The following is a 23,101-nucleotide window of genomic DNA, read 5'->3' on the forward strand; positions in this document are numbered from 1 at the left end:
CCGCTGGATTGCAGGGCACCGGTAGGCTGGATGCGTGACTCCCGAAGAACTCTCCCTCGCCATATCCGCCTGCCTGAAAGACGCCGTCGCGGCCGGCGACCTCGCCCTCGAGGCTTCGGCTGTGCCTGACGAGGTCCGCGTGGAGCGTCCGAAGAACCGTGACCACGGCGATTGGGCCACCAATATCGCCCTGCAACTGTCCAGGCAGGCAGGCATGAATCCCCGCGAGTTCGCTGCCGTACTGAGCACCAGGCTTAAGACCATCGACGGCGTCTCATCGGTGGACATTGCCGGACCCGGATTCCTGAACATCACAGTGGACGCAGCAACTGCCGGCGCTCTGGCGAAGGCAATTGTGGAGGCCGGTCCCGCCTACGGAACCAATACTGCGCTCGCCGGCCACATTGTGAATATGGAGTTTGTCTCCGCGAATCCCACTGGTCCCCTGCATATTGGGCATACAAGGTGGGCTGCTCTTGGTGATGCGATCGCCAGGGTGCTCCGTGCCTCCGGCGCAAAAGTCACGGCCGAGTACTACATCAATGACGCCGGCTCCCAGATGAACGTCTTCGCAGAGTCAGTGCTGGCCCGCCTGCACGGCAGGGAAGTGCCTCAGGGCGGATACCCCGGACAATACATTGCCGACCTCGGCCACCATGTGTTGACCCGGCATCCGGATATCCGTGAACTTACTGACGTTGCCGCGCTGCCTGTCATCCGGGCCGCCGCGTATGAGGCGCAGCTTGAGGACATCAAGCACACGCTGGCGGATTTCGGTGTGGTGTTTGATACCTATTTCTCCGAAAAGGACCTGCACGACGGCGGTGCGATCGAAAGTGCCGTTGCCCGCCTGCGCGAACAGGGCCACGTGTTCGACGACGGCGGGGCAGTCTGGCTGCGCACCACCGACTTCGGTGACGACAAGGACCGGGTCATGATCCGGGCCAACGGGGAGCCCACGTACTTTGCCGCGGACGCCGCGTACTACTTGTCCAAGAAGGACCGCGGCTACGACCAGAAGATTTATCTTCTCGGTGCCGATCACCACGGCTACATCAACCGCCTCAAGGCCATTGCGGCTTGTGCCGGAGATGATCCTGAGGTCAACATTGAGGTACTGATCGGCCAGCTTGTCTCCGTGAATGGAGCCAAGCTGTCCAAGCGTGCAGGCAACATCATCGAGCTCAAGGACCTCATCGACTGGCTGGGCAAAGACGCCGTCAGGTATTCCCTGGCCCGGTTCCCGGCAGATTCCCCGCTGACGCTCGATCCTGAGTTGCTGAAGAAACACAGCAACGAGAACCCCGTCTTCTACGTGCAGTACGCGCATGCCCGTTCACGCGGTACAGCCCGCAACGCCCTGGCAGCCGGCGTGGACCGCATGGCCTTTGACGCTTCCCTGCTGGAGCACGCCACTGAGAACGAACTCCTGTCCTATCTCGGCAGCTATCCCTCAATCGTTGCCAAGGCCGCTGAACTCCGTGAGCCGCACCGGATAGCCCGCCACCTTGAAGTGATCGCCGGCGCCTACCACCGCTGGTATGACGCCTGCCGGGTGGCGCCGCTCGGGGATGAACCCATCACCAACCTCAACCGCACCAGGCTGTGGCTCAACGATGCCACGAGCCAGGTGCTGGCCAACGGACTTGATCTGCTGGGCGTTTCGGCGCCGGAACGGATGTGAGACTCATGAACGCAGTGAATACCAACGCAGTGAATACCAACAGAGTGAATACCAACGCGAGTACGCCTGAGGCCTCGCCGCTGGCTCCTGAGTGGCTGCAGCTGCCTGCAGACCTGAACGTGCTGCATCCACCTATGTGGGCCGGCGGAGTGGAACGCAACGACGACGGCGAGTTGACCATTGACGGCATCCCCGTCAGCCGCCTGCGGGAAGAATTCGGTACGCCCCTGTTTGTGATGAGCGAATCTGATTTCCGTTCACGCGCCCGGGCCTTCAAGGACGCCTTCGATGATGCGTTCGCTGATATCTGCGGGGGAGTCGACGTGTACTACGCGGGCAAGTCTTTCCTCTGCAGCGCCGTGGCCAGCTGGGTCGCTGACGAGGGCCTTCGACTGGATACGTGTTCAGGCGGGGAACTTGCGGTCGCTGCCAAAGCAGGGATTGAGGGCCCTCATCTTGGACTCCATGGCAACAACAAGTCCGATGCCGAAATCAACCGCGCGCTGGACATGAACGTTGGCCGCATCGTGGTGGACAGCCTCGCCGAGCTTGAGCGCGTGGCCAGAATTGCCTCCGATCGCGGCGAGGTGGCCAAGGTGATGCTTCGACTGACTCCGGGAGTGCATGCCCACACCCACGAGTTCATTGCCACCGCCCATGAGGATCAGAAGTTCGGCCTTTCAATGGCGGGCGATTCCACCGACGAGGCCGGTTTGTCTGCTGCGGAGGAAGCCGTGGCCGCTGCCACCAGCTACGCCAGCATTGAACTCCTCGGCGTCCACTGCCACATCGGCTCGCAGATCTTTGAAGCCGATGGTTTCGCCCTTGCGGCGGCTAAGCTTCTGGACTTCCTGGCTGCAATGCAGGTCAAGTACTCGATTGTCCTGCCGGAACTGGATCTGGGGGGAGGGTATGGCATCGCCTACACTCCTGTGGACAGTCCCCGCCCGGCCGCAGAGATCGCACAGGCGATGGCTGCCGTCGTGCGGTCAAAATGTGCCGAACTGAACATCCAGGCCCCGCGGATCTCCATCGAGCCGGGCCGGGCGATCGTGGGCACATCCACGTTCACCCTCTATGAGGTGGGCACATTGAAGACAGTCAGGGTGGACAGCCCCGCTGTTTCCGGTGATTCGGCCGACTCGGGAAGCGCAAACGTTACGCACCCCCGCCGCTATGTGTCAGTGGACGGCGGAATGAGCGATAACGCCCGTCCAGTGCTCTACGACGCCGATTATTCGGCGATCCTCGCCTCCAGGGCCTCCGCAGCGCCACCGCAGCTGTCCCGAGTGGTGGGCAAACATTGCGAGAGCGGCGACATAGTTGTTAGAGATGTATATCTGCCCGAGGACGTGGCAGCCGGTGATCTTCTCGCTGTACCGGGTACCGGCGCCTACTGCTGGGCCCTGTCAAGCAACTACAACTATCTGGCCCGGCCGGGCGTTGTCGCTGTGCGCGACGGATCAACCCGGCTCATTGTCCGCGGGGAAACCGAAGAAGATCTGTTAAACCGTGACATGGGAGTGGCGAATGACTGAAGTGCGAACCCTGAAGGTAGCCCTGCTGGGCTGTGGCAACGTTGGGGCCCAGGTAGCGCGGATTCTCATTGAAGACGCCGAAGCCCTCGCCGCCCGTACCGGCGCGCGCCTGGAACTGTCCGGCATTGCGGTGCGCAACGTCAACGCAAAGCGCGACGTCGAGCTTCCGCAGGAGCTCTTCACCACGGACGCGGACACCCTCGTCAAAGATGCCGATATGGTCATCGAGCTCATGGGCGGCATCGAACCGGCCAGGTCGCTGATCCTCACAGCCATCCAGAACGGCGCCTGTGTGGTGACGGGAAACAAGGCCCTCCTGGCCCAGGACGGTCCCACTCTCTACGAAGAAGCCGACAAGGCCGGCGTCCAGTTGTCCTACGAGGCAGCTGTGGCAGGGGCAATCCCCATCCTCCGCCCCATCCGGGACAGTCTCTCGGGAGACCGCATCACCCGCGTGCTCGGCATTGTCAACGGCACCACCAACTTCATCCTTGACCAGATGGACTCCACCGGCGCCCAGTTCTCGGATGCCCTGGCCGAGGCACAGAAGCTCGGCTATGCCGAAGCCGATCCCACAGCGGATGTCGAAGGGCACGACGCCGCCGCCAAGGCCGCCATCCTTGCCTCATTGTCGTTCCACACACGCTTTGCCCTCGAGAACGTACATTGTGAAGGAATCAGTAACGTCAGCGCTGCGGACATCGCGGCTGCGAAGGATGCCGGTTTCGTCATCAAGCTTCTGGCCATTGCTGAGAAACTCACCGATGCCCACGGCGGGGAAGGCGTCTCCGTCAGGGTTCACCCCACACTTCTTCCGCGGGAGCACCCGCTGGCTGCCGTCCGGGGTGCCTTCAATGCTGTTTTCATTGAAGCGGAAAACGCGGGCGAGCTGATGTTTTATGGTCAGGGAGCCGGCGGAACCCCCACCGCATCAGCAATTCTGGGAGACCTTATTTCTTCAGCCCGCCGCTTGGTCCTTGGCGGCCCTGGCCGCACGGAAACCACCACCGGCCACGTGCCGGCGCTCCCCATCGACGCCGCGCAAACCAGCTACTACATCGGCCTGGACGTTGCAGACCAGCCCGGCGTGTTGGCAAAAATCGCACGCCTCTTCGCAGACCACGGCGTTTCCATCGAAATCATGCGACAGACAATCCACCGCGACGCCGATTCCAACGTGGAAACGGCCGAACTGAGGATAGTCACGCACCGCGCAAGCGAAGCTGCACTGGCAGCAACCGTCGAGGCCGTGAAAGGCCTCGACGTCATCAATTCCGTTACATCCGTACTGCGGGTAGAAGGAGTCTAAGTGGCTCACCAATGGCGCGGAGTAGTCCGCGAATACGCTGATCGTTTGCCTGTCACGGAAGCCACGAAGGTGATCTCCCTTGGTGAGGGCGGCACTCCGCTGGTCCACGCCCGGCAGCTGTCCGAACTTACCGGTTCCACCGTCTACCTCAAGGTGGAAGGCATGAACCCGACAGGTTCCTTCAAGGACCGTGGCATGACCATGGCCATGACGGCAGCGGTCGCAGCCGGGGCCAAGGCAGTGGTGTGCGCATCCACTGGCAACACCTCTGCCTCCGCCGCGGCCTACGCAACTGCGGCAGGACTGAAGTGTGCAGTGCTGGTGCCCGAAGGCAAGATTTCGATGGGCAAGTTGAGCCAGGCCATCGCCCACGGGGCAACGCTGCTCCAGGTGGATGGCAACTTCGATGACTGCCTCGACATCGCCCGCAAGCTGGGTGACTCCTACCCGGTTTTCCTGGTGAACTCCGTCAACCCCGCGAGGATCGAAGGCCAGAAGACCGGTGCTTTCGAAATCGTTGATGCACTCGGTGATGCCCCGGACTTCCATGTACTTCCTGTAGGCAACGCCGGCAACATCAGTGCCTACTGGAAGGGCTATAAAGAGTATTCGGCGCCCTTTGAATCCTTGACTGCAGGTACGCTTCCGGCCGTATCCACCAAAACACCCGTGATGTGGGGTTTCCAGGCTGCCGGTGCAGCACCTTTTGTGGCCGGACATCCGATTACTGAACCAGACACGATTGCCACGGCGATCAGGATCGGCAACCCGGCATCCTGGGATACTGCCGTAGCGGCCCGGGACGAGTCCGGCGGTGTGATTGAAGCCGTCACCGATGAGGAAATCCTGGATGCGCACCGCTGGCTGTCCGCCCGCGAAGGCGTCTTTGTGGAACCGGGTTCAGCAGCCGGTGTTGCAGGCCTGATCAAGAAGCACGCCGCGGGCCAGGTTCCCACCGGCAAGACCATCGTGATCACCGTTACCGGTCATGGCCTCAAGGATCCCCAGTGGGCGCTCAGGACCGAGGACGGCAGCGACGTGCAGCCCGTCAAGGTTTCCAACGACGTCGTGACTGTCGCTTCTGAACTGGGACTGGAAGAAAAGTAGCGTTGGAAACGATGCTTAGGGCAGACGCGGAATCGCCCGCCATTGCTGCCGGACAGCAGGTGACTGTCCGGGTCCCTGCCACCAGCGCTAATCTGGGACCCGGTTACGACAGCCTGGGTTTGGCTCTGTCCTTGTATGACACTCTCACCGTGGAGACTCTGGACACCGGCGAACTTCTCTTCGAATTGGCGGGCGAGGGCTCTGAAACCCTTCCCCGTGACGCGAGCCACCTTGTGGTCAAGGCCATCACTGCCGCTCTCGCACGTCTGGGCTTTCGTCATTCCGGTCTAAGGATCATCGCCAATAACGTCAATCCCCACGGCCGCGGACTGGGCTCATCGGCCTGCGCGGTGGTTGCTGCCGTTGTTGCAGCCAACGCCCTCGTACCGGCGCCTTCGCAGCGGGACCGGGAGTGGATTCTTCAGGTCACCAGTGAGATGGAAGGCCATCCGGACAACGTCGCTCCTGCCCTTTTCGGCGGACTGGCGTTGTCCTGGCAGGACAGTGACAAGTACAGCAGCACCTGCGCCGAGGTGTCGCCGCAGGTGGTGCCCATCGTCGCCGTGCCGGACTACGAGCTCTCGACCGAGGCTGCGCGGGCGTTGCTTCCTGCCTCGATCGGGCATCACGCGGCCGCGATGAACTCGGGGAGGGCGGCCTTGTTGATCCACGCCCTCACGCAGAAGCCGGAATTCCTGCTGGCAGGGACTGAGGATTACCTGCATCAGAGCTATCGGGCCGAGGCAATGCGCCCCAGCGCTGGATTGCTTGGCGCCCTCCGGGCAGCAGGTCACGCCGCAGTTGTCTCCGGTGCAGGACCCACGGTTCTGGTCCTGGCCAACGGGGAAGAAGAAGCCGGCGCCACCCTGGAATTCATCACGAGCTACACGTCGGAGAACACGCCGGATGTCGCCTGGCGTGTGATGAAGCTGGCTGTGGACGTCGAAGGTGCTAAAGTGGACTTGCACCGGCGGTAATTCCGCAGGCAGTAAGCAGGCGGTAAGCAGGCAGTCAGGGACACCCGATGTTGGCCATGTTGCCTGTCTCGCATCTGCTGCTCCGATCTTTTACTGCGCTATATTTTCCGGTGCCACCTGCTTTTGGTCTGTAGCAGGAATCTGCAGGACATCTCTGCACCCCTGACCAGTCCTTCGTTCCGCATATCCGGAACATTCCAGGTGAATCAGTATCCGGCCCTGCTGGCCGAAATCCATCCGGCAAGGCCGAAATCCCGGCTGCAGATCTGAACTGCAGCCCAGATCAATCATCGCGTCCAGCTCCCAGTCTGGACGCCGTCGAGGGGGAAGGATCCTTCGTGACCGAAACCACTGAGCTGTCGCCAGCTGTGGACACATCATCTTCTGCTGCCGCATCAACGGCAGCACCCAAGAGCAGCGGCCTTGCAGGCCTCAAGCTCGCCCAATTGCAGGCTCTCGCCAGCCAATTGGGTATCTCCGGCGGATCCCGCATGCGGAAGGGGGATCTGGTTACGGCCATTTCCGCCCACCGTGCAGGTTCCTCGGCGAGCAAGGCTCCGGCCCGTGCTGCTGAGAAAGTGAGGGACAACTCCGTTGCCTCCTCTGCTCCGGCCCCGGTTGCCGTAACGGAAGCCCCCGCAGCACCAGCTCAGGAAAGCCCTGCCGCGGACACCACGAAAGCACGTGGACGCGGCCGCAGCCGTCGCGCCGGAAGCGACGGTGTGGTCAGCGCACCGGGTGCGGAAGCCCCGGCTCCAGAGGCCGCACCCGTTGAAGCTTCCGTAGCAGCCAAGCAGGCCTCAACAGCTGAAGCGGCCTCCGCGGACGGCGCGACAGAGCGTCGACAGCCACGCACCCGCAACCGCCGCCGTGGAGAAGCAGCCGCTACGGCTACGGCGTCTGAGAACGTCGAAGCCCCGTCCGAGCAGCCTGCCGCTGAGGATCGCGCCGAACAGCGTGCACCTGAGCAGCGTGCACCGGAACAGCGTGGAGAACAACGTGCACCTGAGCAGCGCACTGCTGAGCAGGGCGAATCCGGCGATGCCGGCCAGCGCAACGACCGCCGCGAAAACACCCGTGGCCGTGGCGGCCGCGACACCGGCGATGCCACAGGCACCCGCGAAAACAACCGTCAGGACACGCGTCCTGACACCCGTCGCGATGACAACCGCGACAACGATGATTCTGACGGCGGCAGCCGCAGGAACCGCCGCAACCGCCGTGACCGAAACGATCGGTCGGACAGCCGCGACAGCAGGGACAGCCGCGACAACAACTCCCGTAACGACCGCTTCCGCGACCGTAACGAACGCCGTCGCGGACGCAGCCAGGGACCCGACGTCGACGACGTCGAGGTCACCGAGGACGACGTCCTGCTGCCCGTAGCCGGCATCCTCGACGTCCTGGAGAACTACGCGTTCATCCGCACTTCGGGCTACCTCCCGGGCCCCAACGACGTCTACGTATCCCTCGCCCAGGTCAAGAAGTACAGCCTGCGCAAGGGTGACGCCGTGGTCGGAGCCATCCGTGCCCCGCGTGACGGTGAGGACCGCAGCCAGCAGTCCGCCCGCCAGAAGTTCAACGCCCTGGTGCGCGTCACGTCCGTCAACGGCAAGACTCCGGAAGAGCTCAGGGACCGCGTCGAGTTCGCCAAGCTTGTTCCGCTGTACCCCTCTGAGCGGCTCCGCCTCGAGACAGACCCCAAGAAGATCGGCCCCCGTGTCATCGACCTGGTTGCTCCCATCGGCAAGGGCCAGCGTGGCCTGATTGTCTCACCGCCCAAGGCCGGTAAGACCCTCATCCTGCAGTCGATCGCCAACGCCATCACCACCAACAATCCTGAGGTTCACCTCATGATGGTGCTCGTTGACGAACGTCCCGAAGAAGTCACCGACATGCAGCGCACGGTCAAGGGTGAGGTCATTGCCTCCACCTTCGACCGTCCCGCCGACGACCACACCACTGTGGCTGAACTCTCTATCGAGCGTGCAAAACGCCTGGTCGAAATGGGCATGGATGTTGTTGTGCTCCTCGATTCCATGACACGCCTTGGCCGCGCCTACAACCTGGCAGCACCGGCGTCCGGCCGCATCCTGTCCGGTGGTGTGGACTCTGCCGCGCTCTACCCGCCGAAGCGCTTCTTTGGCGCCGCCCGCAACATCGAAAACGGCGGTTCGCTCACAATCCTGGCAACGGCCCTCGTAGAGACCGGATCCAAGATGGACGAGGTCATCTTCGAAGAGTTCAAGGGCACCGGCAACATGGAGCTCCGGCTGTCCCGCCAACTGGCTGACAAGCGCATCTTCCCAGCCGTGGACGTCAACGCGTCCGGTACCCGTCGTGAAGAGAACCTGCTTTCGCCCGAGGAAGTCAAGATCATGTGGAAGTTGCGTCGCGTCCTCTCGGGACTCGAAACGCAGCAGAGCCTTGAACTGCTGACCAACAAGATCCGGGAGACTCAAAGCAACGTCGAGTTCCTCATGCAGGTTCAGAAGACGACGCTTGGCGCAAAGTCGGATAACGACAAGTAGCTAGGTTTACGCCGCTCAAAACATGCCGGCCCCGCCCCTACGCCGGGTGGCTAACGATCTGCGATCGTCAGCCACCCGGCTTCGGCAGGCCCGAAGCCACTCCCTGGCCGGCATATTTTGAGCGGCTTCTCTGTTTGCCCACCTTCGCTTTCGTGTTATTAGACTTGGAAAAGTCGAAAGAGGTTTTGAGAATGTTTGAGTCCGTACAGGGCCTGTTGGATGAGCATGATGCTATTCAGGCGCAGCTGGGCGATCCTGCTGTTTATGCTGACCCGCGGCTGGCACGGAAGCTGGGGCGGCGGTCTGCCCAGCTGAACGGCATTGTTGAGGCTTACCAGCGTTGGCACTCCATCCAGGACGATCTGGCTGCTGCGAAGGAAATGGCTGGAGAGGATCCTGAGTTCGCGGCTGAGGTGCCTCAGCTTGAGGAAGCCCTGGAATCGGCGGCGGCTAATTTGCGCAGGCTGCTCATTCCCAGGGATCCTGACGATGCCCGCAACGTCATCCTCGAGGTCAAGGGTGGTGAAGGTGGCGATGAAGCCGCCCTGTTTGCCGGTGACCTGCTCCGGATGTACATGCGCTATGCCGAATCCCGTGGCTGGAAGACAGAGCTCATTTCGGCCACGGAATCGGATCTTGGCGGCTACAAGGATGTCCAGATGGCGGTCAAGGGCAACTCCAACGATCCTGCCGAAGGCGTGTATGCCAGGCTCAAGTTCGAGGGCGGCGTCCACCGGGTTCAGCGCGTTCCCGTGACCGAGTCCCAGGGCCGCATCCATACGTCCGCTGCCGGTGTCCTGGTACTGCCTGAAGTTGACGAGCCCGAAGAGCTGGAGATCAGCCCGAACGACCTCAAGATCGATGTTTACCGGTCTTCAGGCCCGGGCGGACAGTCCGTTAACACGACGGACTCCGCTGTTCGCCTCACCCACCTGCCTACGGGAATCGTGGTGGCTATGCAGAACGAGAAATCGCAGCTGCAGAACCGTGAAGCCGGCATGCGTGTCCTCCGTGCCCGCATCCTGGCGCATCAGCAGGAACAGATTGATGCAGAAAATTCCGCCCAGCGGAAGTCGCAGATCCGCACCATGGACCGCTCCGAGCGCATCCGTACCTATAACTATCCCGAGAACCGGATTGCGGATCATCGCACCGGGTATAAGGCGTACAACCTGGATCAGGTGATGAACGGCGATTTGGAGCCGGTCATCCAGTCGGCCATTGAGATGGACGAACAGGCACGCCTCGACGCTATCGGGGAATAACTTGCGCGAGGTCCCGGTGCCGATGGGCCCGGACATGTCCCTCTCGGAAGCCGTCCGTGAAGCGACGGCAATTCTGGCTGCAGCGGGCGTTCCCAGCCCCCGCGTGGATGCCGAGTTGCTGGCTGAGCACCTGCTTGATGTGGGGCTGGGACGGCTTCGCGCCATGCTGCTGGGCGATTCCCGGGCCCCTGAGGGGTATGCCGCGCTGGTAGCCGAGCGCGCGCAGCGTGTTCCGCTCCAGCACATCACCGGCGTTGCACATTTCCGCTACCTCCAGCTCGCTGTCGGGCCGGGAGTCTTTGTCCCCCGCCCTGAAACGGAATCGGTGGTTCAGTTGGTGATCGACCGCCTTCAGGGGATCGAGCGGCCCAAGGTGGTTGATCTGGGCACAGGTTCCGGCGCAATTGCCGGATCGATTGCCCACGAAGTCCCGGGCGCTGAAGTTGTTGCCGTCGAATTCAGCGAGTTCGCGCACGCCTGGGCGCAGAAGAATCTTGCCCCGCTTGGTGTTGAGCTCGTCAGGGGAGACCTGCGGGATGCCCTGCCGGATCGCAGCGGAACGTTCGACGTCGTCGTCTCCAACCCGCCGTACATCCCCTCGGAAGCCATCCCGAACGAACCTGAAGTAGCCCTTCATGATCCGCCGGAGGCACTGTACGGCGGGGGAGCAGACGGCATGGAACTTCCGACGGCGGCCGCTGCCTCTGCCGCACGGCTTTTGGCTCCGGGCGGATACTTTGTCATGGAGCATGCAGAGATCCAATCCGGTTGGATCGCCACCATGCTGAAAAGGACCGGGCTCTGGTCAGAGATCACAGCCCACCGTGACCTTAACGGCAAGGAAAGGGCTACGAGCGCAGTCCTGGCGGAATCGCAGCCGCCGCTGATGAAAGAATAGGGCCGTGACCACAACCTACAACTGCACCGCATCTACTGAGCGCTACGAAGGACTGCAGCACGCCCAGCGTGCGATCCGGGAGAACAAATGCGTGGTGCTGCCCACTGACACCGTTTACGGGATTGCGGCTGATGCCTTTTCGCCGCAGGCCGTGACCATGCTCCTCGTATCCAAGGGCCGCGGCCGGCAGATGCCCCCGCCCGTCCTTATCCCCCGGCTCAACGCCCTGGACGGCCTGGCAACGGATGTTCCCGCCGAGGCACGGAAGCTGGCCGAGGCGTTCTGGCCCGGAGGGCTAACGTTGATCCTCCATGCCCAGCCGTCGCTTGACTGGGATCTCGGAGACACCAAAGGCACCGTGGCGCTGCGGATTCCCGCGGATGAACTTGCCAGGGATCTGCTTAACCTGACCGGGCCCTTGGCGGTGTCGTCGGCGAACAGGACCGGCCAGCCTGCAGCCCGCACAGCCGGAGAGGCGCGGGAGCAGTTGGCGGAGTCAGTAGAGGTCTACCTCGAGGACGGCCTTCGCCCTGAGGGAGCGTCCGACGCCGTGCCGTCCACGATCGTTGATGCAACGTCGCTGCCGCTGCGGGTGGTGCGGGACGGAGCCGTCAGTCTGGAGCGGTTGCGCGAGGTTGTGCCCGGAGTCCTGGGTTTGGGGGAGGAAGCCCCGGAACAGGAGGCTCCTGAGGCAGAGACGCCTGGGTCGGAGTCACCTGCAGCGGAGGCTCCGCAGCTTGCGAGCCCTGAGATTCCTGAAGCGGAGGCGCCTGGGACGGAGTCGCCTGAAGGCGGGCCGTCCGAAGCGGAGGCCACCCCTGAGACCGAAACTGTAGCAGCAGAAGACCCTGAAACTGCGAGTCCGGAAGCCACCCGAAAGACTGAGTCCGAACCGGCAGGGAAGCAGGGGAGCGCGCCGCCAAGCGGACGCGACGACCGATGAACCTTGTCCGCGAGCAGATCCCGGTGCTGGGCGTTGACGCTACCCCGCTGACCGTCGGTGAGCTGATTGACGTCCTTGCCGCCTTCATCGACGACGGAACAACCCGGACCGTCGTCGGGCACAATCTGCACAGCGTCACGCTGACGCTTTCTGACTCCTGGTTCCGGGAGCTGTACGAGCGCAGCGATGTGGTGCTCCTGGACGGTGCTCCGCTCCTTTGGCTGTGGGGCAGAGGCCGGAAACCGCGTCCGGAGTCCGACGCCTCCCTTATGGCTTACCGGCTGGGCTCCACCGACTGGATTCCTGCACTGGGGACTGTTCCCGGGCTGGAACGCATTGCGGTACTGGGGGCAGGGCAGCAGGCCAACGATGGTGCAGTCGCCAGGCTCAAGACCCTTATTCCCGGTGCAAAGGTGGTTGGCATGCCCGGGGAGGCGTGGAACACCGCCAAAGAGGACGACGCCGTCGCCTGGCTTCAGGCGTTCCGGCCGCAAATGGTTCTTGTGGGCCTGGGGATGCCGTTGCAGGAGGCAGTGCTGCAACGCACCCTGGAGGCCTTGCCGCCGGCCGTGTACTGCACTGTGGGCGGAGCCATTGAACAGTTGGCCGGTATCCAGAGGCTCGCGCCGCGGTGGCTTGGCCGGATGGGCCTGGAGTGGGCGTGGCGGCTGATGCTCCACCCCCGTCGTGTGGCTTACCGGGTCTTCGGTGAACCCTGGGTGCTGCTGGCGCTTCTTCTCCGCCGGAGGCTGGGCCTCCGGCGTTAAAGGCTCTGTGCCTGCGGCTAGAAGTTCTGATCCTCCAGCCTGGCGAATCCCTTGGCACGCAAGCCCATGGAGAACGCACGGAACCAGTCCCTCAGACCCCGGAGGTCACCCCGGCTCAGGAAATAGCCCAGGTAGCCGCCGACGTCGGCAACGAGGGACTTAACCCTGAAGTACCGCCTGATGAGGTAGCCGCGGTTGCGGTAGTAGTAGTAGCGCTTGAAAGCGCCCTCGGGAACGATGACGTGCCAGCGGGGGCCAAAGACATGCTGCGTCTCAGAAAACGCATGCGGGTGAGTGATGCTTGCTGTTGTTACGGTGCCGAAGCGGATCCCGGCTTTTCGCAGCCTGATGGTGAAATCCACCTCGTCACCGCGAATGAACAGTCTGATATCGGGCAGCCCGACCTTGAAGAACACGTCCGAGCGGATCAAGGCACCGTTGAAAAAGTGTCCGTCATTCGGGATGAAGCCGATCTTTTCAACTTCAGCGCGGCTGTGGGTCACCTTGCCGTCGAGGCGGAAGAAAAAGGAGAGCCAGTCCGGCTCACCCGGAGCCATCACCAGCGGGACCACGGCTTCGAGGTCACGTGACTCTGCCTCCTGGATCAGCGTGGCGAGGCATTCGGCGTCGCCCGGCTCGGCGTCGTCGTCCATCATCCAGATCCAGCGGGCACCGCTGGCCATGGCCTTCAGTACCGCGAGGGAAAATCCACCGGCGCCGCCAAGGTTGGCCTCTGAGCGGATGTAATCAACGTTTTTATGCGACTCGGCTACGCCCCTGGCCGGTACCGTGCCGCTGTCAACAAGGCAGATGCTCTTGACCGGTGCGGTCTGGCTGTTGATCGCGTTCAGAAGTACTGCGAGTTCCCCGGGTCGGTCAAACGTTACTGCGGCTACTGCAACCGACGAGGGCATCGCGGTTTCCTTTCGTCACGGCGTGGCGCTTAGGGCGTCACTCGGCCGTGTGACGCGAGCCATGCAGCCGTTGGCATTAGTATCTTGAATAGAGTCCACTGTATTACAGCCCTAAGTGGCATGACGCACCGCCTGCGCAGGCATGGCAACGGAGAACTTCCATTAATCAAGAATCAGACCTACATCCATTGAGCCCGCGAAACCCAGGATGCCCTGCTGTGGCGCGCCCTCGGGCCGTGGAGTCGTCATCGCCTGCGGACGCCCGCTTGGCGCTGCAGTCTGGAGCCGCCTCGTGATCATGTACTTGCTGATGGGGCTTACCGCTGCCATAGTGTCGTACTCCGTGACGTGGGGGGCGCGGTTCGTTGGCAATCGCCTCGAGCTGTTCATGCCCATCAGGAGCCGGGACACGCACTCGCATCAGGTTTCCAGGCTCGGCGGTGTAGGCATCTTTGCGGGTTGCCTGGTTGCCCTCATCGTTGCCAGTCAATCCTTCTTCGTCAAGGACATCTTCCGAAACAATGACGCCCCCTGGGGAGTCATCGCCGGGGCCATAGTCATTGTCTTCGTGGGAGTTGCCGATGACCTCCTTGACCTGCGCTGGTGGATCAAGCTCATCGGCCAAAGCGCCGCGGCGCTTGTGGTGGCCATCTGGGGCGTCCGTATGACGGTGATTCCGTTTATCTCCGACCAACCCATCCATGTCGGTTCCGAGCTCGTCACCATTATCCTGACGGCCGGATTGATCGTGACTACCATGAACGCCTTCAACTTCATCGACGGCCTCGACGGCCTGGCCGCCGGAGTGGCCATCATCGGCGGGGCAGCCTTCTTCCTGACTGCCTACTGGGTTCACCGGAACAACCCGCAGGCTGACAACTCGGACCTCGCTACGCTCCTCACCGCGGTGCTCGTAGGAAGCTGCATCGGCTTCCTGCCCCATAACTGGTTCCCGTCCAAAATCTTCATGGGAGACTCCGGTGCCATGCTGATCGGACTCCTTATGGCATCGGCAGGCATCGTGGCAACAGGCCAGATCACCTCGGGGCTGTACGACCGGGCGAACGGTATCCCCACCATCATTCCCATCCTTCTTCCGTTCGCGGTGCTCTTCCTTCCGCTGCTGGACCTCGGCCTGGCGGTGGTGAGACGGACGGCCCTGGGGCGTTCGCCCTGGTCGGCTGACCGCGGCCATCTCCACCACAGGCTGATGGATATCGGTTATTCTCACCGCACTACGGTTCTGCTGATGTACGTCTGGACCTGCATTCTTGCCTTTGGAGGACTGGCTTTCGCTGTGTTCCCGTGGCAGATCGTCCTTGCCGTTGACCTGTTCCTCACACTGGGAATGGCTGTCGTCACGGCCTGGCCGTACTTGAGCCGTCGCGGTAATGGTTCGTCCGCGTAACAGTGGTTCAGTAATAATTTCTATCTCGTGTAGAATTTAGGGGCAGCCAAAGCTGCCACTCCGCCCCGCCGCCAGCAGGCACCGACGATTGGGATCTGATGACCTCCAACGCCGAGCATGGACGTTCGTCCGGCACTGCGGCCGTCGGCGTCTCCGGCCCCGCCAGCTCCTTGTGGCTTGGCTTGTTGGTGCTGAGTTCTGTCGCGGCTGGTGCAGCCGTTCTTGTCACAAGCCTGATTGCCCTCGCCTTCAACGGCTCCAACGCGCTGCTCTCGAGCAGTTTCGGCGGAGCGTTGGTCATGTTCTTTTTTGCCATCAGCCTTTTGATCGGCCACTTTGTCGGCCGGACCAATCCATCGGGTGCTGTAGGGCTTTTCGTAGCCACATACTTCGTCAAGGTGGTCGGCTTTGCTGTCGTCCTCTTTGTAGTCGGAGAGCCCGAATGGCTGCACGAACGCTGGTTCCTGATCGGCGCTGTCGTGGCCGTGGTGATCTGGCAAGGCGCAGAAATCCGTGGCTTCAGCAAGGCACGCTTGCAAATCTACAATGACCCCACATCCACCAAAGGCGGCAGTGATGACTAGTCGCAAACCAGGACGCAAAGTCCGCCCCACAGCTCCCCGCACGGGTACCGGCGCTCCCGGTGTATCAGCCGACGGCCGCGACGGCGGATACAACGCTGGAATTGCCGTATTCAGCTACATCATTGGCGGAATCATCGTCTGGAGTTTGATAGGGTGGGGTCTGGATAATCTGTGGGGAACCCGCTGGATTGTGCTCGCTGGCGCTCTGCTTGGAGCCGCGGGAGGGTTCTATCTTTCCCATATGCATGGCCTTACCAGTTCACGAAAAACTACTGGGCAGAGCAATGCTTCCAGCGGCCCGTCCGATGATGGGGACAGTAATGCCAAATAATTTCACAACGGGGGACGCGGATACGAATTTCGCCGGACCCCTACCAACGCCCAATGACGGACACTGCAGAGAGGAAACGCGTTGATCGCGCTTGCGCTCCCGGCCCAAGATTCAGGAGAGTTCACTCCTCCTGGAATTAACGAAATGCATCTGCCGGCAATCCTGCCGTGGGGTGCGGCAGACGGATTCTCCAAGCAGATGCTGCTGGTTCTGTTGTCTGTAGTCATCATTGCCACCTTCTTCGTGCTTGCCGCCCGCAAGCAGCAGTTGGTTCCCGGCAAGCTTCAGTTCGCTGGCGAAATGGCCTACGGCTTCGTCCGCAACAGCATCGCCAAGGACATCATTGGCGGCAAAGACTTCATGAAGTACGTGCCGCTGTTGTTCAGCCTCTTCTTCTTCATCCTCGTGAACAACATCTACGGCGCCATCCCGCTGTTCCAGTTGCCCACGTTCTCGCACGTCGGCGGCGCTTACGTCCTCGCAGGCATTGTTTACGTCACCTGGATTGCCATCGGCATCAAGAAGAACGGCATCAGGTACTTCAAGCTGGCAACCGTTCCGTCAGGTGTTCCGTTCTACATCCTGCCCATCGTTGTCCCGATCGAGATCATCTCGAACTTCGTGGTCCGCCCGGTGACGCACAGCCTCCGTCTTTTTGCCACCATGCTTGCCGGCCACCTCATCGTGATGATTGCCGGCTACGGCATCGAGTTCCTCGTGATGCAGGAAAACATCCTGCTCCAGGGCACCTCCGTGCTTGTGCTGGCAGGTGCGATCGCCATGTACATGCTCGAGGCGCTGATCATGGTGCTGCAGGCTTACGTCTTTACGCTGCTGACCGCGATCTACATCGAAGGCGCGCTGCACGCCGACAGCCACTAGGCACCCACAAACTTCCCCTCGCGGGGATGAAGCAACCCAAACAACCTGCCACACGGGTGGCATCTTGAAAGGAAGAAAAATGGAAGGCTCCATCAACGGCTCCCTCAACCTCATCGGCTACGGTCTCTCCGCAATCGGCGGTGGTATCGGTGTTGGTCTCGTGTTCGCCGCTTACATCAACGGTGTGGCACGTCAGCCGGAAGCCCAGCGCGTTCTCCAGCCGATCGCATTCCTCGGCCTCGCGCTGACTGAAGCCCTCGCCATCCTCGGCCTGGTCTTCGCCTTCGTCCTGAGCTAGTCCTCAGAACGAAGCGACAATTCAGAACCGAGAAGATAAGGACGGGTGAAATATGAATCAGCTGATCATCTCAGCCGCCACTGAAGGCGGCGCGGCAGCCAACCCGCTGGTGCCCAACCTGTGGGAAATGTTCGTCGTTCTCGTTGGCTTTGCACTCCTCATGTTCATCGTGGTCAAGTTTGTTGTCCCGATGTTCGAGAAGACGTTTGCAGAGCGCGCCGAGGCGATCGAAGGTGGCATCGCCAAGGCTGAAAAGGCCCAGGCTGAAGCTTCTGCCGCACTCGAAGAGTACAAGCAGCAGCTCACCGACGCCCGTGCCGAAGCTAACCGCATCCGCGAAGAAGCCCGCGCAGAAGGTGCCCAGATCCTTGCTGATCTGAAGGAAAAGGCTGCTGCCGAGTCTGCACGCATCACCGCTCAGGCTCACACGCAGATCGAATCAGAGCGCCAGGCGGCTGTTGTCGCCTTGCGTTCCGAGGTTGGCACGCTGGCCACGACTCTCGCCGGACGCATCGTGGGCGAAGCCCTCGATGACGACCAGCGGGCCGCCCGTGTGGTTGACCGCTTCCTGGCAGAACTGGAGAGCCAGAACGCAGGTGCAGCTAAGTAATGGCAGGTGTATCGAGCGAATCGCTGACCAAGGCTCTGGCTGCGTTGGAAGCCAAGCTTCCTTCGGCTTCGCTGCAGTTGGCTAAAGAACTCTTCGGCATTTTGGGAACGGTAGACACGTCGGCTGGCTTGCGGCGTGCGCTTACCGACCCCTCCCGTAACGGCGAAGAAAAGGCGGCGCTGGTCCGGCAGCTTTTCAGCGGCAAAGTATCCGCTGATGCTGTCGAAATCGTGAGCGGACTGGTCAGCTCACGCTGGGCGTCGGCACGCGATATTGGCGATGCACTCGAGACCCTTGCCGCTTCGGTGGTTATCGCCGTTGCTGAAAACAAGTCGGCCGTCTCTGCCTCAGGGATCACCGGGCTGGAAGAGTTGGAGAATGATCTTTTCTCCTTCAACCAGGCCGTTGCCTCCAACCATGAGGTTCAGCGTGCTCTGTCCGAGCCGCAAGCAAGCGCTGCAGCGAAGGTAGCTTTGGCCGAAAAGCTTGTTCCTGGAGCAGGCGAGGAAGCAAAGGTCCTGATCGGGCAGGCTGTATCGCAGCCGCGCGGCATCAAGCCCACCCGGCTTGTGGCACGCTTTGCGGAGTTGGCAGCCAAACGCCAGCAGCGTTGGATCGCAACGGTGAGCGTTACCCGTCCACTGACGGAAACGCAGGCCAGCAGGCTTCAGGCGGGGCTCAACGCTCTTTACGGGCGCGAGCTCAAGGTCAACATTAGTGTTGACCCGACCCTCATTGGCGGTATCCGGATCCAGGTGGGCGATGAAGTTGTTGACGCTTCTGTTGTCACCCGTTTGGGTCAGTTGCACCGCCAGCTCGCCGGCTAAACCGGACAAAGCACAAACCTTACTGATAGAAACCCCGGTCATCGTGAGCAACGATGATCACGAAAACAGGAGAGCAGGGACTGCAGATGGCCGAATTGACCATCAACGCCGACGACGTCCGTAATGCGCTGAACGAGTTCGCGGCGTCCTACGAACCCGGAAACGCAGAGCGCGTAGAGGTCGGCCGCGTGACCACCGCAAGTGACGGCATCGCCCGTGTTGAGGGCCTTCCCTCGGTCATGGCGAACGAGCTGCTTCGCTTCGAAGACGGCACTCTGGGCCTCGCCCAGAACCTCGACGTCCGCGAGATCGGTGTCATTGTCCTCGGTGACTTCACCGGGATTGAAGAAGGCCAGGAAGTTCACCGTACTGGACAGGTTCTGTCTGTCCCCGTTGGCGACGCCTTCCTTGGCCGTGTTGTCGACCCGCTGGGCGTCCCCATCGACGACCTCGGCGACATCAAGGCTGAGACCACCCGCGCCCTGGAACTCCAGGCCCCGGGCGTCACACAGCGCAAGTCTGTGCACGAGCCGATGCAGACCGGCCTGAAGGCCATCGACGCCATGATTCCGATCGGCCGTGGCCAGCGTCAGCTGATCATTGGTGACCGCCAGACAGGCAAGTCGGCAATCGCCATTGACACGATCATCAACCAGAAGGCCAACTGGGCTTCGGGAGATGTGACCAAGCAGGTTCGCTGCATCTACGTCGCTATCGGCCAGAAGGCATCGACCATTGCTGCCATCCGCCAGACCCTCGAGGACAATGGCGCGCTGGAGTACACCACCATCGTGGCGTCCCCGGCTTCGGACCCCGCAGGCTTCAAGTACCTGGCACCGTATGCAGGTTCTGCCATCGGCCAGCACTGGATGTACGGCGGCAAGCACGTGCTTATCGTGTTTGATGACCTGTCCAAGCAGGCTGAGGCTTACCGTGCAGTTTCGCTGCTGCTCCGCCGTCCGCCGGGACGCGAAGCCTACCCGGGCGACGTCTTCTACTTGCACTCCCGCCTTCTGGAGCGTTGTGCCAAGCTCTCTGATGAGCTCGGTGCCGGCTCCATGACCGGACTTCCCCTGATCGAGACGAAGGCAAACGACGTCTCGGCCTACATTCCGACCAACGTAATTTCCATTACTGACGGTCAGATCTTCCTCCAGTCGGATCTCTTCAACGCCAACCAGCGTCCTGCTGTTGACGTGGGTGTATCTGTGTCCCGCGTTGGCGGTGCCGCGCAGGTCAAGTCCATGAAGAAGGTCTCCGGTACTTTGAAGCTGGACCTGGCTCAGTACCGGGACATGCAGGCTTTCGCCATGTTCGCCTCGGACCTCGACGCTGCTTCCCGCCAGCAGCTGACCCGTGGTGCGCGCCTGATGGAGCTGCTCAAGCAGGGCCAGTACGCGCCGTTCCCGGTAGAGGACCAGGTTGTCTCCATTTGGGCAGGCACCAACGGCTACCTCGACGACGTTCCCGTGGAAGACATCAACCGCTTTGAGTCAGGCTTCCTGGAGCACCTCAAGCACCGGTCCTCCATCCTGACCACGCTTGCACAGACCAACGTCCTCGACGACGACACCGCTGCCGCGCTGAAGACCGCAATTGTGGACTTCAAGCAGGGCTTCTTCGGGGAGGGCGACAACCACTTGGTCGGCGCCGGCCACGAGGAGCACTCGGCTATCGATGAAGCTCAGGTCGACCAGGAAAAAATCGTCAGGCAGAAGCGCTAGTTTCGCTGGCAGGGACTGCCGGGACCCCTCGCGGTTCCGGCAGTCCCGGCCATCGGGATCTTAGGAAAGGATAAGTATGGGAGCCCAGATCCGGGTCTACCGCCAGAAGATCAGCTCGACGACGTCGATGCGCAAGATCTTCAAGGCGATGGAACTGATCGCTACCTCGCGCATCGGCAAGGCCCGCGCACGCGTAGCAGCTTCACTGCCTTACGCGAACGCGATCACCCGCGCTGTTTCTGCTGTCGCAAGCCAGAGCGAAATCGACCACCCGTTGACCACCGAGCCGGAGCAGATCCGCCGCGCAGCAGTCCTGGTAATTACCTCGGACCGTGGCCTGGCAGGTTCATACTCGGCGAGTGTGCTCAAGCAGGCGGAGGGGCTTAACGAACTGCTTCACGCCGAAGGCAAGGAAGTCAAGACGTACCTCGTCGGCCGTAAGGCACAGGCGTACTTCGAGTTCCGAAACCGCGAATATGCCCGCGTTTGGACCGGCGGCACTGATGCGCCTGAGTTCGAAACTGCACGTGAGGTTGGCGAGGCACTGCTTGCGGACTTCGCTACGGAATATGAAGAGGGAGGCGTGGACGAGATCCACGTTGTTTACACCCGCTTCAAGTCCATGGTGACGCAGGAACCCACCGTCGTTCGTCTGCTTCCGCTTGAAGTTGTTGAAGAGCAGGCCGCGTCGGAATCGGAACTCCTGCCGCTTTACGAGTTTGAGCCGGAAACCGAGCGGGTACTTGACGCTTTGCTGCCGCGCTACATCGAATCGCGCCTCTTCGCCGCAATGTTGCAGGCTGCTGCCTCTGAGCTTGCTGCCCGCCAGCGGGCTATGAAGTCTGCCGGCGACAACGCCACAGACCTCATCAAGAAGTACACGCGTCTGCGCAACACCGCCCGCCAGGCTGAGATTACGCAGGAGCTTTCAGAGATTGTGGCCGGCGCCGACGCGCTCAACGCGTCTTAGCCGCCACACCCTCCGTTCCAGCTGTACCTGCACAACAAATAAACTTAACCACGCCATCTACTGAGTGAAGTGAGAGAGATGACTGCCACTGCTACCGAACACGTAGCCGCAACGTCCGGTGCCACCGGCCGTATTGCACGTGTTATTGGCCCGGTTGTCGACGTCGAATTCCCGGCTGACGCAATCCCCTCGATTTACAACGCCCTCACCGCCGAGATTACCCTCAACGGTGAGACCCGCCCCATCACGTTCGAGACCTCCCAGCACCTTGGCGATAACCTCGTTCGCGCCATTGCCCTGCAGGCAACCGACGGACTCGTCCGCGGCACGTCTGTGGTTGACAGCGGCGCTCCGATTTCAGTTCCCGTCGGCGACGGCGTCAAGGGACACATCTTCAACGTTCTGGGCCAGCCCCTGGACATTGCTGAGTCCGAACTGGAGACCACGGAACGCTGGCCGATCCACCGCAAGGCGCCGTCGTTCGCTTCGCTTGAAGGCCAGACCGAAATGCTGGAAACCGGCATCAAGGTCATCGACCTCCTCACCCCGTACATCAAGGGTGGAAAGATCGGCCTCTTCGGTGGCGCCGGGGTGGGCAAGACCGTGCTGATCCAGGAAATGATCACCCGTGTTGCCCGTAACTTCGGTGGTACTTCCGTTTTCGCCGGCGTCGGCGAGCGTACGCGTGAAGGAAACGACCTCTGGGTTGAAATGGAAGAGGCAGGCGTCCTCAAGGACACCGCCCTTGTATTCGGCCAGATGGACGAACCGCCGGGAACGCGACTCCGCGTTGCACTGTCTGCCCTGACCATGGCGGAGTACTTCCGCGATGTTCAGAAGCAGGACGTGTTGCTCTTCATCGACAACATCTTCCGCTTCACCCAGGCAGGCTCCGAGGTTTCCACCCTCCTCGGCCGCATGCCGTCGGCTGTGGGCTACCAGCCCAACCTGGCTGACGAGATGGGCCTCCTGCAGGAGCGCATCACGTCCACCAAGGGCCACTCCATCACCTCGATGCAGGCCATCTACGTTCCCGCAGATGACTACACCGACCCGGCACCGGCCACCACGTTCGCACACCTGGATGCAACCACGGAACTTTCCCGTGAAATTGCTTCCCGTGGTCTGTACCCGGCTGTTGACCCGCTGACGTCAACGTCGCGAATCCTGGACGCCCAGTACATCGGCAAGGACCACTACAACACGGCTGTCCGTGTGAAGCAGATCCTGCAGAAGAACAAGGAACTCCAGGACATCATCGCCATCCTCGGCGTTGATGAACTGTCTGAAGAAGACAAGATCGTCGTGTCGCGTGCACGCCGTATCCAGCAGTTCCTCTCGCAGAACACCTACACCGCCAAGCAGTTCACGGGCGTCGAAGGCTCAACGGTTTCCATCAAGGACACCATCGAGGGCTTCACCGCTATCTGCGACGGCGAGCTGGACCACATCGCAGAGCAGGCGTTCTTCAACGTCGGTGGCCTGGATGATGTCGAGCGCCAGTGGGCCAAGATCCAGGAACAGACCAAGTAAT

Annotated in this window: 21 protein-coding genes; 20 read left to right on the forward strand and 1 reads right to left on the reverse strand. The window is 61.7% G+C overall.

Going from position 1 to position 23,101, the window contains the following annotated elements; all coding sequences use genetic code 11:
* Positions 1–34: 34 nt before the first annotated feature.
* The 10 genes from argS to RIN13_RS06555 all read left to right on the forward strand — a co-directional run bounded on the left by argS (position 35) and on the right by RIN13_RS06555 (position 13,019).
* On the forward strand, positions 35–1,684 hold the full coding sequence (gene argS / locus RIN13_RS06510; protein ID WP_309106522.1) for an arginine--tRNA ligase: 1,650 nt from the start codon (positions 35–37) through the stop codon (positions 1,682–1,684).
* A gap of 5 nt (positions 1,685–1,689) precedes the next feature.
* Positions 1,690–3,222: a diaminopimelate decarboxylase gene (gene lysA / locus RIN13_RS06515; RefSeq protein ID WP_309106523.1), complete on the forward strand. Its 1,533-nt coding sequence runs from the start codon at positions 1,690–1,692 to the stop codon at positions 3,220–3,222.
* On the forward strand, positions 3,215–4,531 hold the full coding sequence (locus RIN13_RS06520; RefSeq protein ID WP_309106524.1) for a homoserine dehydrogenase: 1,317 nt from the start codon (positions 3,215–3,217) through the stop codon (positions 4,529–4,531). The genes lysA and RIN13_RS06520 overlap by 8 nt, the downstream gene beginning before the upstream one ends.
* Positions 4,532–5,638 (forward strand): threonine synthase, encoded by a 1,107-nt coding sequence (gene thrC, locus RIN13_RS06525; protein WP_309106525.1) that lies wholly within the window; start codon positions 4,532–4,534, stop codon positions 5,636–5,638.
* Positions 5,639–5,649: 11 nt separating this feature from the next.
* A complete protein-coding gene (gene thrB, locus RIN13_RS06530) occupies positions 5,650–6,615 on the forward strand; it encodes a homoserine kinase (RefSeq protein WP_309106526.1) in 966 nt (321 codons plus the stop codon).
* Positions 6,616–6,953: 338 nt separating this feature from the next.
* Positions 6,954–9,146: a transcription termination factor Rho gene (gene rho / locus RIN13_RS06535; RefSeq protein WP_309106527.1), complete on the forward strand. Its 2,193-nt coding sequence runs from the start codon at positions 6,954–6,956 to the stop codon at positions 9,144–9,146.
* A gap of 191 nt (positions 9,147–9,337) precedes the next feature.
* On the forward strand, positions 9,338–10,411 hold the full coding sequence (gene prfA, locus RIN13_RS06540; protein WP_309106528.1) for a peptide chain release factor 1: 1,074 nt from the start codon (positions 9,338–9,340) through the stop codon (positions 10,409–10,411).
* Positions 10,412–10,445: 34 nt separating this feature from the next.
* Entirely contained in the window at positions 10,446–11,309 is an 864-nt protein-coding gene (gene prmC / locus RIN13_RS06545; protein ID WP_309106529.1) for a peptide chain release factor N(5)-glutamine methyltransferase, read from the forward strand.
* Between the two features lie 4 nt (positions 11,310–11,313).
* Positions 11,314–12,252 carry an L-threonylcarbamoyladenylate synthase gene (locus tag RIN13_RS06550; RefSeq protein ID WP_309106530.1) on the forward strand — a complete coding sequence of 313 codons (939 nt, stop codon included), beginning with the start codon at positions 11,314–11,316 and terminating at the stop codon, positions 12,250–12,252.
* Complete coding sequence (locus tag RIN13_RS06555; RefSeq protein ID WP_309106531.1) at positions 12,249–13,019, forward strand: WecB/TagA/CpsF family glycosyltransferase; 771 nt, start codon at positions 12,249–12,251, stop codon at positions 13,017–13,019. The genes RIN13_RS06550 and RIN13_RS06555 overlap by 4 nt, the downstream gene beginning before the upstream one ends.
* Before the next feature lie 17 nt (positions 13,020–13,036).
* Here the strand turns inward: RIN13_RS06555 and RIN13_RS06560 are convergent, their stop codons facing one another.
* Positions 13,037–13,933, reverse strand: coding sequence for a glycosyltransferase (locus tag RIN13_RS06560; RefSeq protein WP_309106532.1), 897 nt, complete (start codon positions 13,931–13,933; stop codon positions 13,037–13,039).
* Positions 13,934–14,225: 292 nt separating this feature from the next.
* Between RIN13_RS06560 and RIN13_RS06565 the strand changes: the two genes are divergently transcribed.
* From RIN13_RS06565 to atpD, 10 genes are all read left to right on the forward strand, one after another.
* On the forward strand, positions 14,226–15,341 hold the full coding sequence (locus RIN13_RS06565) for an MraY family glycosyltransferase (protein WP_309106533.1): 1,116 nt from the start codon (positions 14,226–14,228) through the stop codon (positions 15,339–15,341).
* Between the two features lie 98 nt (positions 15,342–15,439).
* Positions 15,440–15,925 (forward strand): hypothetical protein, encoded by a 486-nt coding sequence (locus RIN13_RS06570; protein ID WP_309106534.1) that lies wholly within the window; start codon positions 15,440–15,442, stop codon positions 15,923–15,925.
* Positions 15,918–16,256, forward strand: a complete 339-nt coding sequence (locus RIN13_RS06575) for a hypothetical protein (RefSeq protein WP_309106535.1) — start codon at positions 15,918–15,920, stop codon at positions 16,254–16,256. The genes RIN13_RS06570 and RIN13_RS06575 overlap by 8 nt, the downstream gene beginning before the upstream one ends.
* 81 nt (positions 16,257–16,337) lie before the next feature.
* On the forward strand, positions 16,338–17,138 hold the full coding sequence (gene atpB, locus RIN13_RS06580; RefSeq protein ID WP_309106536.1) for a F0F1 ATP synthase subunit A: 801 nt from the start codon (positions 16,338–16,340) through the stop codon (positions 17,136–17,138).
* Between the two features lie 79 nt (positions 17,139–17,217).
* On the forward strand, positions 17,218–17,436 hold the full coding sequence (gene atpE / locus RIN13_RS06585) for an ATP synthase F0 subunit C (RefSeq protein ID WP_011692451.1): 219 nt from the start codon (positions 17,218–17,220) through the stop codon (positions 17,434–17,436).
* A 52-nt stretch (positions 17,437–17,488) separates the two neighbouring features.
* Positions 17,489–18,046: a F0F1 ATP synthase subunit B gene (locus RIN13_RS06590; RefSeq protein WP_309106537.1), complete on the forward strand. Its 558-nt coding sequence runs from the start codon at positions 17,489–17,491 to the stop codon at positions 18,044–18,046.
* On the forward strand, positions 18,046–18,873 hold the full coding sequence (locus RIN13_RS06595) for a F0F1 ATP synthase subunit delta (protein ID WP_309106538.1): 828 nt from the start codon (positions 18,046–18,048) through the stop codon (positions 18,871–18,873). The genes RIN13_RS06590 and RIN13_RS06595 overlap by 1 nt, the downstream gene beginning before the upstream one ends.
* Positions 18,874–18,959: 86 nt before the next feature.
* The gene (gene atpA, locus RIN13_RS06600; RefSeq protein WP_309106577.1) at positions 18,960–20,597 is read left to right on the forward strand and encodes a F0F1 ATP synthase subunit alpha; all 1,638 of its coding nucleotides are present in this window, start codon (positions 18,960–18,962) and stop codon (positions 20,595–20,597) included.
* Between the two features lie 76 nt (positions 20,598–20,673).
* Positions 20,674–21,567 (forward strand): F0F1 ATP synthase subunit gamma, encoded by an 894-nt coding sequence (locus tag RIN13_RS06605; RefSeq protein WP_309106539.1) that lies wholly within the window; start codon positions 20,674–20,676, stop codon positions 21,565–21,567.
* Positions 21,568–21,645: 78 nt separating this feature from the next.
* Positions 21,646–23,100 (forward strand): F0F1 ATP synthase subunit beta, encoded by a 1,455-nt coding sequence (gene atpD / locus RIN13_RS06610; protein WP_309106540.1) that lies wholly within the window; start codon positions 21,646–21,648, stop codon positions 23,098–23,100.
* Position 23,101 lies beyond the last annotated feature (1 nt).

Origin of the sequence: Arthrobacter sp. (genome assembly GCF_031179985.1) — a bacterium.
Taxonomy (GTDB): domain Bacteria; phylum Actinomycetota; class Actinomycetes; order Actinomycetales; family Micrococcaceae; genus Arthrobacter.

Bases quoted from the DNA above. Each gene is read 5' to 3' on its own strand.
- lysA (WP_309106523.1), top strand. From the start codon at position 1,690: ATGAACGCAGTGAATACCAACGCAGTGAATACCAACAGAGTGAATACC.
- RIN13_RS06520 (WP_309106524.1), top strand. From the start codon at position 3,215: ATGACTGAAGTGCGAACCCTGAAGGTAGCCCTGCTGGGCTGTGGCAAC.
- thrB (WP_309106526.1), top strand. From the start codon at position 5,650: ATGCTTAGGGCAGACGCGGAATCGCCCGCCATTGCTGCCGGACAGCAG.
- prfA (WP_309106528.1), top strand. From the start codon at position 9,338: ATGTTTGAGTCCGTACAGGGCCTGTTGGATGAGCATGATGCTATTCAG.
- prmC (WP_309106529.1), top strand. From the start codon at position 10,446: ATGTCCCTCTCGGAAGCCGTCCGTGAAGCGACGGCAATTCTGGCTGCA.
- RIN13_RS06555 (WP_309106531.1), top strand. From the start codon at position 12,249: ATGAACCTTGTCCGCGAGCAGATCCCGGTGCTGGGCGTTGACGCTACC.
- RIN13_RS06560 (WP_309106532.1), bottom strand. From the start codon at position 13,933: ATGCCCTCGTCGGTTGCAGTAGCCGCAGTAACGTTTGACCGACCCGGG.
- RIN13_RS06570 (WP_309106534.1), top strand. From the start codon at position 15,440: ATGACCTCCAACGCCGAGCATGGACGTTCGTCCGGCACTGCGGCCGTC.
- RIN13_RS06575 (WP_309106535.1), top strand. From the start codon at position 15,918: ATGACTAGTCGCAAACCAGGACGCAAAGTCCGCCCCACAGCTCCCCGC.
- atpE (WP_011692451.1), top strand. From the start codon at position 17,218: ATGGAAGGCTCCATCAACGGCTCCCTCAACCTCATCGGCTACGGTCTC.
- RIN13_RS06590 (WP_309106537.1), top strand. From the start codon at position 17,489: ATGAATCAGCTGATCATCTCAGCCGCCACTGAAGGCGGCGCGGCAGCC.
- RIN13_RS06595 (WP_309106538.1), top strand. From the start codon at position 18,046: ATGGCAGGTGTATCGAGCGAATCGCTGACCAAGGCTCTGGCTGCGTTG.
- atpA (WP_309106577.1), top strand. From the start codon at position 18,960: ATGGCCGAATTGACCATCAACGCCGACGACGTCCGTAATGCGCTGAAC.
- RIN13_RS06605 (WP_309106539.1), top strand. From the start codon at position 20,674: ATGGGAGCCCAGATCCGGGTCTACCGCCAGAAGATCAGCTCGACGACG.
- atpD (WP_309106540.1), top strand. From the start codon at position 21,646: ATGACTGCCACTGCTACCGAACACGTAGCCGCAACGTCCGGTGCCACC.